General features: G+C 41.9%; 2 protein-coding genes. Both read left to right on the forward strand.

The window, feature by feature from the left end:
* Nucleotides 1-446, forward strand: a 446-nt coding sequence (locus tag AABA78_RS38835) for a hypothetical protein (protein WP_338270583.1), incomplete at its 5' end; no start/stop codon positions are given.
* 12 nt (nucleotides 447-458) lie between these two features.
* Nucleotides 459-718: hypothetical protein (locus tag AABA78_RS38840; RefSeq protein ID WP_338270584.1), on the forward strand; the 260-nt coding region annotated here is incomplete at its 3' end.

A 718-nucleotide genomic window follows, 5' to 3' on the forward strand; every position in this document is an offset into this window, starting at 1 on the left:
GAACTGCTGTCATGCGACCTTGTCAGGCTGATTATTCTGATATTGGTTCTTCTATTGGGAATATTGTACGATATGAGTTGATGGAACCTGAGAAATGTCAATTGCAAGGTGGTAGACAACTCTCTGATGCTAAAGCTATGGAGACCCTTTCTAATATTGATTGGGGTAAACTTACTGACGAGACTCGTAATTATTTGAAGTCTACCGGTTTGGCGCGTGCTCAGCTCGGTTATGCTAAGGAGCAGCAGGAAGCTGATAATATGGCTATGACAGGTCTTATTATGCGTGCTCAACGTTCTGGTATGCTTCTTGACAATGAGGCTAAAGGTATTATGAATAGGTATCTTGGCCAACAGCAACAGCTTGGTTTGAACGTTAGGGCTGCGGATTATTATCAACGCATGTCTTCTGGCTATCTTTCTTATGCTGAAGCTAAAAAGGCTTGAGCCGAAGTAGCTTTGGCAGCTGCTCGTACTCGTGGTCAGAATATCTCTAACAAAGTTGCCTCTCGTATTGCTAAGTCTCAAATTGCCGCTAATATTGCGGCTAATGAATCTGCTGCCTCTTATCATAACGAGGAGCTAAGACTTCGTCTTCCTCAGGACAATGCTCGAAGCAAGAATATTGAGGAATGGTATCGCTCTAGAAATGAAAAGAAAAGGTACCAGTATTTTGATGTTGATAAATGGGTTGATTATGGTACTAGTATTGGTAATAC

The organism is Corallococcus caeni, from assembly GCF_036245865.1.
GTDB classification, from domain to species: Bacteria; Myxococcota; Myxococcia; order Myxococcales; family Myxococcaceae; genus Corallococcus; species Corallococcus caeni.